The sequence below is a fragment of the Bacillus sp. JJ1764 genome, from assembly GCF_036962145.1.
Taxonomy (GTDB): domain Bacteria; phylum Bacillota; class Bacilli; order Bacillales; family Cytobacillaceae; genus Neobacillus.
In genome coordinates, this window is sequence record NZ_JBALNY010000169.1 from 1 (window position 1) to 7,350 (window position 7,350).

The 7,350-nt window shown below is 36.9% G+C and carries 9 protein-coding genes and 1 riboswitch; of the genes, 5 read left to right on the forward strand and 4 right to left on the reverse strand.

What is annotated here, in order from left to right; translation table 11 throughout:
- Together V7083_RS20135 and V7083_RS20140 are read left to right on the forward strand one after the other, a co-directional pair.
- On the forward strand, positions 1-1,042 hold a 1,042-nt coding region (locus V7083_RS20135; RefSeq protein ID WP_335481270.1), incomplete at its 5' end, for an ArsB/NhaD family transporter.
- A 119-nt stretch (positions 1,043-1,161) separates the two neighbouring features.
- A complete protein-coding gene (locus tag V7083_RS20140; protein WP_335481272.1) occupies positions 1,162-2,682 on the forward strand; it encodes a pyruvate kinase in 1,521 nt (506 codons plus the stop codon).
- 57 nt (positions 2,683-2,739) lie between these two features.
- Here V7083_RS20140 and V7083_RS20145 read toward each other — a convergent pair whose 3' ends face one another.
- Both V7083_RS20145 and V7083_RS20150 read right to left on the reverse strand, forming a co-directional pair.
- Positions 2,740-2,841 carry a YjcZ family sporulation protein gene (locus V7083_RS20145; protein WP_335481274.1) on the reverse strand — a complete coding sequence of 34 codons (102 nt, stop codon included), beginning with the start codon at positions 2,839-2,841 and terminating at the stop codon, positions 2,740-2,742.
- Between the two features lie 96 nt (positions 2,842-2,937).
- Entirely contained in the window at positions 2,938-3,210 is a 273-nt protein-coding gene (locus V7083_RS20150; RefSeq protein WP_335481276.1) for a DUF2642 domain-containing protein, read from the reverse strand.
- Positions 3,211-3,345: 135 nt separating this feature from the next.
- On the opposite strand from V7083_RS20150, the gene V7083_RS20155 reads away from it, so the two are divergent.
- Positions 3,346-3,489, forward strand: coding sequence for a hypothetical protein (locus V7083_RS20155; RefSeq protein WP_335481278.1), 144 nt, complete (start codon positions 3,346-3,348; stop codon positions 3,487-3,489).
- A 28-nt stretch (positions 3,490-3,517) separates the two neighbouring features.
- Here V7083_RS20155 and V7083_RS20160 read toward each other — a convergent pair whose 3' ends face one another.
- Complete coding sequence (locus tag V7083_RS20160; RefSeq protein ID WP_335481280.1) at positions 3,518-4,825, reverse strand: nucleobase:cation symporter-2 family protein; 1,308 nt, start codon at positions 4,823-4,825, stop codon at positions 3,518-3,520.
- Complete coding sequence (locus V7083_RS20165; protein ID WP_335481282.1) at positions 4,822-5,418, reverse strand: xanthine phosphoribosyltransferase; 597 nt, start codon at positions 5,416-5,418, stop codon at positions 4,822-4,824. Before V7083_RS20165 ends, V7083_RS20160 begins: the two co-directional genes overlap by 4 nt.
- 111 nt (positions 5,419-5,529) lie before the next feature.
- Positions 5,530-5,632, reverse strand: a riboswitch (purine riboswitch).
- A 182-nt stretch (positions 5,633-5,814) separates the two neighbouring features.
- Here V7083_RS20165 and V7083_RS20170 point away from each other — a divergent pair.
- Entirely contained in the window at positions 5,815-6,060 is a 246-nt protein-coding gene (locus V7083_RS20170; RefSeq protein ID WP_335481284.1) for a transcriptional regulator SplA domain-containing protein, read from the forward strand.
- Positions 6,057-7,085 (forward strand): spore photoproduct lyase, encoded by a 1,029-nt coding sequence (gene splB, locus V7083_RS20175; RefSeq protein WP_335481286.1) that lies wholly within the window; start codon positions 6,057-6,059, stop codon positions 7,083-7,085. Before V7083_RS20170 ends, splB begins: the two co-directional genes overlap by 4 nt.
- Positions 7,086-7,350: the final 265 nt, after the last annotated feature.

Consider the following 7,350-nt stretch of genomic DNA (forward strand, 5'->3'; position numbering starts at 1 on the left):
GCTTTGCTTTTTAATGACTCTATTTTTTAATAATGATGGAAGCATTTTAATCACAACACCTATTTTAATCTTGATTCTTAATAATCTTGGATTAAAAAACCATCAAAAAATTCCCTATTTATTAAGTGGAGCGCTAATTGCTACAGCTTCAAGTGCCCCTATTGGGGTCAGCAATATCGTGAATTTGATTGCCCTAAAAATAATTGGATTAGACCTATATTTACAAACAGAAATGATGTTTATACCAGGTGTTCTAGGATTAGCTTTCTTATCCTATTTACTATACTTCATTTTCAGAAAGGATATTCCTAAAAATATCCCAATCCACTCATACTCAATCCCACTACAAAAAAACAAACGGTACCATCCATTACGAAAAAATCCCGAAAATCTTTTTAACCAGCAGAAAAAATTAATGATCAAAATGCTCGTATTTGTTTTTATTGTCAGAATCAGTTTGTTTATTGCCTCATTTATCGGAATATCAGTATCTTTGGTTGCTGTTCTAGGGTCTATTATCTTACTAATATGGAGATGGGTGTATCTTAAAGTCAATCCAAATGACATTTTCAAAAAAATCCCATGGCATATATTAATCTTTGCTTTTTCGATGTATGTCATTATTTATGGGTTACACAATATTGGTCTCACCGATCTTGTTATTACTCATTTTAAACCATTAGTAAATGATAGTTTACTTCATGCCAGTTTAACAATGGGGATGATTACGGCATTTCTATCAAACATATTTAACAATCACCCTGCCCTTATGGTGGCCACTCTCTCCTTAACAGGTATGGGGTTAGACCCATTAATTATGAAAACTGTTTATTTAGCGAATATTATAGGAAGTGATATTGGGTCGTTAATTCTTCCGATTGGAACTTTAGCTACATTAATATGGATGCATATTTTAAATAAAAATAAAATTAAGATAACATGGCTGGAGTATATCAAAGTTACCATAGTAGTGATTCCACTGACCTTGATTTTTACTCTATTATGCTTGTATCTTTGGTTATTACTGGTGTTTGTCCCATAAACCTAAGAAAGGATTCATCAATTGATGAGTCCTTTTTTGGGTTTAGAAAAATACACTGTCAATCCATCACCAGCATATACTTAAATGAATTCGCAAGCAAACCGAGGAGTGTTTTGGTAGTGTCATTACGTAATGAGCAAGAATTTAAACAACAAATATGTCATATTTATCAAAAAGTGATGAAGGAGTGTAAAGAGGCAGAGGGCAAATTTTTTATAGCCGATAAGGTCTTTAGCCGGAATAATTTACTGGCTTATTTAGCACTGCTCCAGAATACCAATTCTATATTGAGTCAGCAATTAGTTGACAACGGGTTTGCACCTCTCGATTACTCGAAGGAACATGTTCTTTATACTTTTCAAAAAATCATCAACTATTTAAACATAGTGACAGATCCATTAGAAGACCATAAGATCATTACTCCTTCAGAATCAAGACATATTTCGAGAAAACATAGTGAAGATTTGTTTGGACCCAAAAACAGCCATCTCCAGTCATCCATTATGGTAACCTTGGATAGTCATACCCTTAACCAGCCGGAACTGCTGGATGAATTATTAATGAACGGGATGAATATAGTCCGTATCAATTGTGCACATAATCATGAAACTATCTGGAAACAATTAATCAACAACTTGCGAAATGCGGAAAACTGTTTAAAGGAAAAAGGAAAATATGAACGTGAACGTTCGTGTAAAATTTATATGGACTTGGCTGGTCCAAAAATACGAATTGGAGATCTTGGGATCGAAGAGATATTTGTAAAAAAGGGAGACCGACTGCGTTTATACCCGGGTTCACAAAAGCCAGGTTACGCTGCAAAGGAGCATGAACCTGCTGGAGTTCCTGTTACCCTTGAAAAAGCGTTCCGAAATGTTAGAAAGAATGACCGGGTTTTTATCGATGATGGAAAAATAAGCGGGTTCGTTTCACAAATTACTGAGGATTTTGTTGAAATTGAAATCCACAGTCCAATCGTACATCCGCTTCGAATTAAAACAGGGAAAGGGTTAAACTTGCCTGATTCTTTACTCAGTTTAAATGTTCCTGCCTTAACAGAAAAAGATCTTCATGATTTAGAGTTTATATCAAAAAATGCCGATATAATCGGAATTTCATTTGTTCATTCACCCCTTGATCTGAAGAAGTTGAGAAACGAGTTGGAAAGACTGGATGCACAAAATCTGGCCGTCGTTGCGAAAATTGAAACGAAGGACGCTGTTCATCAATTATCAAGAATTATTTTGGAGGGGTTAAATTTTCATCGTTTCGGGATTATGATTGCAAGAGGGGATCTTGCGGTCGAAGTGGGTCTTGAAAACCTCTTATTCGTTCAGGAAGAAATTATCAACATTTGCAAGGCATCCCATATACCTGTCATTTGGGCTACAGGTGTGTTGGAAAAGCTCACTAAAAAGGGGATTCCCGCAAGAGCTGAAATTACAGATGCAGGTCAGGCGGCTCGGGCGAATTGCATCATGTTAAATAAAGGGCCATACGTTCTTGACTCATTAAAAATGTTAACTAAATTATTAAATGTAGAACATGTGGAACTTCCAAGACAGAGGCCTTCAATTAGTTTCCTTACTGCTCAATATGGAATATTTGATGGGCAAAATAAAAGAGATCAGCTGCCTTAACCATGTGTGGACAGCTGATCTCTTTTTAATTTTTTACTCTGTTATTCAGTCCAATCATTAATAGTAGTAGCCACCCATAAAGCTAGCTCCCACAATAATTAGAAGAATAAAGAGAACAACGATTAACGCAAAACCTGCACCTGCTGCACCGCCGCTCATAGATTTCACCTCCAACCCATTTACTATAGATTATGTTGGAGGTAAGCGATGTGTATAGACAATCATGCTGTTTTGCGTTAATTTTTCATAAGCAAATTAATGGTCTTGGCTTTCGTGATGCTCTTCAAATTCCTGTGGCATAAATCCAAATGGACCTCTAGGAGCTAACTCTGCCCGGAAGAGGACAACGATTTCTGCGATGCGAATAATTAAACGTAATGGACGTTGTCTCATCATTCTATTTTCCAGTACTATTATATCAGTCCCCACGTGAAGAAGCCTTCCTTCAAAGCTGCCCTGTGTCGTTACTACATTTACCTCTTCTTTAAGATGCTCATGTGCTAATTGATGAAATGTATTTTCACTCATTTTTATTACCTCCTCTAGGGTTAGTAAATGCAAAATTCGAAAAAAGGAGATAAATTTTAAAAAACTTTTTAAAATTACTTATTAATAAATAATCAATTCTTTATTACACACTATACAACTAGGAGGTGTTGAAAATTGGAAAGAAAGCAGAAATTCAAGAACAACGAAATGGAACAAGAAGAGATTATGAATCGTGTCAATCAAACTTATGATAAAATGGTACAGGATGTAAAAGGTATGTTAGAAGAAAACAATCAAGAAAATTCTATACAATCATAAAACAACCGGGTGGATGCCCGGTTGTTTTTTAAGATGCTTTTAAACTAGGTGATACTACCTGTTTTTTCTTTCCACTTTTCGCAACGTTGAAAACAATATTTAATAAAATAGCTGTAATACTTCCTGCTACAATACCACTATTCGTAATAATTTTTATTCCCTCAGGCAAATGATCAAATAACGTCGGAACCGTTGTAACACCAAGTCCCATCCCTAATGAGCAAGCAATAATTAACAGATTCTCCTGTGAAGTAAAGTCCACTTTACTGAGCATCTTGATTCCTGAGGCAATCACCATTCCGAACATGGCAATCATTGCGCCACCCAAAACGGAAGTTGGGATCACGGTTGTCAATGCAGCAACTTTTGGAACAAAACCTAGGAATATCAAGATTCCTGCCATTGTATAAATGACTTTCTTCTCTTTTACCCCGGAGAATTGAACAAGTCCAACATTTTGAGAGTAGGTAGTATATGGGAATGAATTAAATAGTGCACCAATGATGCTCGCTAGTCCCTCAGCCCGATATCCTTTGACCAAATCATCCTCGGAAAGCTTTCTCCCAGTTATATCACTTAGAGCAAAGTAAACACCAGACGATTCAACAAGACTAACAATTGCTACTAGTGTCATCGTAAGAATGGGAGCTAGTTCAAAGGATGGAGTTGCAAAATGCAATGGTGTGACTAGATGGAACCAGGATGCATCTCCAACCGCAGAAAAGTTTACTTTTCCCATAAAAGCTCCGGCAATCGTTCCAGTCAGTAAACCTAATAAAATGGAAATGGCACGAACAAAACCTGTGGAAAAACGATAAAGAATGATAATAAATAGAAGTGTGCCAAAAGCAAGGGAAATATTCGAAAGAGAACCGAAATCAGCACTTCCTTGACCACCAGCCACATTATTCATTGCAACTGGAATTAAGGTTAGACCAATAATCGTGACAACTGAACCTGTGACAACAGGAGGGAAGAAGCGTATTAATTTTCCAAAATACCTTGCGATTAGAATCACGATGATCCCCGATACCAGAATAGACCCATAGATTGCGGAAAGACCGTACTGATTGCCTATGGCGATAATCGGACCAACGGCGGTAAAAGTACAACCTAAAACAATAGGAAGACCTATACCAAAGTATCGATTTTGCCAAACCTGAAGGAGTGTAGCGATTCCGCTTGTTAAAATGTCAAGGGATACCAGATAGGCAAGTTCTTTTCCAGAAAGATGAAGGGAACTGCCGATAATCAGCGGCACAATGACAGCACCAGCATACATAGCTAATACATGTTGTATTCCTAATGATGCTGTTTTAAATGCGTTTTGTTTCATGATACTTTGACCCCCTCTTGTTCATTTAAGAAAGTTACCTTACCATTTTCGAGCGAGGCAATTTGTGCAAGTGATTCTACTCGATAGCCTTGTGCCAGCAATTTTTGCGCACCAGGCTGAAATGATTTTTCAATGACAATGCCAATACCCACGACCTCTGCTCCCGCCTGTTTAACTAATTCAGCCAAGCCAAGAGCAGCCTCACCGTTTGCCAGGAAATCATCAATAATGAATACACGATCATTAGGTTTAAGGAATTTTTTTGAAATGGACACTTCATTTGTTTCATTTTTAGTAAAAGAATGGATCGGTGCTGTTAATAAGTCTTCATTCAACGTGAGTGACTTTCTTTTTCTTGCAAAAATCACTGGGACCTTCATATATAAACCTGCCATAGTAGCAGGGGCAATCCCGGAAGATTCGATTGTTACGATTTTGGTTACTCCATCAGCTTCAAAACGCTTGGCAAATTCTTTTCCGATTTCAAGCATCAATTGGGGATCGATTTGGTGATTCAAGAATGAATCCACTTTTAATACATTGTCATTTAGAACCCGTCCATCATGTATAATTTTTTCCTCAAGTAGTTTCATAGTTACCTCCTAAAAAATAAAAAGCCCAAAGATCATTCCTCACAAATTAGAGTGAGGCAATGACCTTTGGGCGTGTGTCCAAAAGGAAAATGAAATAAACACTGTATATGTGTATTTCCATTACCCACTCATAGTCGGACCGTTTTACGGCAATCCGGTAGAAACTTGCAGGCCATATCCCTGCGATTATATGAGTGAAACGTGTTAATTTAATCACATTATACTGACTGAAAATTTAGTTGGCAATGATTTTTTCCAAAATATACGAATGATTTAATTTTCTAACTATTTAACATTCGTGTTTGAAAACGATTCAACTCAATCGATATCCGATGAGTAATTAAAAAAAATTTAGGAAAACTAAACTTATTACATTTTTAGAAATAAGGTGATCTTTTGAATTCTTATAATGCTGGAGATATTGTTTATGTATTTTATCGGAACCCCCACACCCAGGATGTTGCTAATATTCAAGAAGCTGCAGTGGTAAGGAACCCGGAAAATCCCGATGAATTAGCTGTATTTTTATATGAAACTTATTATCCATTAACGAATGATATGGCTGTCTATACATCTGCTGTAGAGGCAGAACAGGCTTACAGTTATTATTTCGGTCATGCAGCAGAAGGAATATTAGAATGAATCAACCATTTGTCCCTAGGCTCGTTTATTTCGAGCCGGATGCCTTAGAATATCCATTAGGAAAAGAACTTAAGGAAAAATTTGAAAAGATGAACCTTGAGATTCGTTATACAACTTCTCATAATCAAGTAAGGAACCTGCCAGGAGATACAGAATTTCAACGATATCGAGTGGCAAAATCGACCTTGGTAGTGGGAATCCGAAAAACTCTTAAGTTTGATACTTCCAAGCCTTCAGCTGAGTATGCGATTCCGTTTGCCACCGGTTGCATGGGGCATTGCCACTATTGTTATTTACAAACAACAATGGGAAGTAAACCGTATATTCGTACCTATGTAAATGTGGAGGAAATTCTTGAAGCAGCCGATCAGTACATGGAAGAACGGGCACCTGAGATAACCAGATTTGAAGCTTCCTGTACGTCGGATATCGTTGGAATTGATCACTTGACACATTCTCTAAAACGAGCGATCGAGCATTTTGGACAGTCTGAGTATGGAAAATTACGATTTGTAACCAAATTCCATCATGTTGACCACCTTTTGGACGCGAAACACAACGGAAAAACGAGATTCCGATTTAGTGTCAATGCTGATTATGTGATAAAAAATTTTGAGCCAGGCACGTCTCCGCTGGAAAAAAGGATTGAAGCAGCAGGTAAAGTGGCGAGAGCAGGATATCCTCTGGGATTTATCGTCGCTCCCATTTATCTGCATGAAGGGTGGGAGGATGGATACTACCACATGTTTGAACGATTAGAGGGAGAATTACCGAAGGAAGCTAAAAAAGATTTAACCTTTGAATTCATTCAGCACCGCTTTACTAAACCAGCCAAAAAAGTAATTGAGAAAAACTACCCCATGACCAAGCTGGAATTGGACGAAGAAAAACGAAGATATAAATGGGGAAAATACGGTATTGGGAAATATATTTACCAAAAAGAAGAGGAAGAGGAAATTAAAGACCATTTGCACAGTTATATGAAGAAGTTTTTCCCTGAAGCAAAACTAGAATATTTTACATAAAAGGTACTTTGCTATAAGTGCCTTTTTCCTGTGATTTTTTTCCTAGCTGCTTGCCTAAATCCCTAAACTAATCTTCAAAGATGTCGATATAGAATATAAGTTGATTAAAGGGAGAGATTGCAACATGGAAACGATTTCAGAAATGATAAACAAAGCAACAAAGCATAAAAATACAATCATGTTTTATTCTTTATTAGTTTCACTTACTGTTGGATTGCTTTATAGCTTCATAAATAATAATACGACAGACATCATACTCTATAGC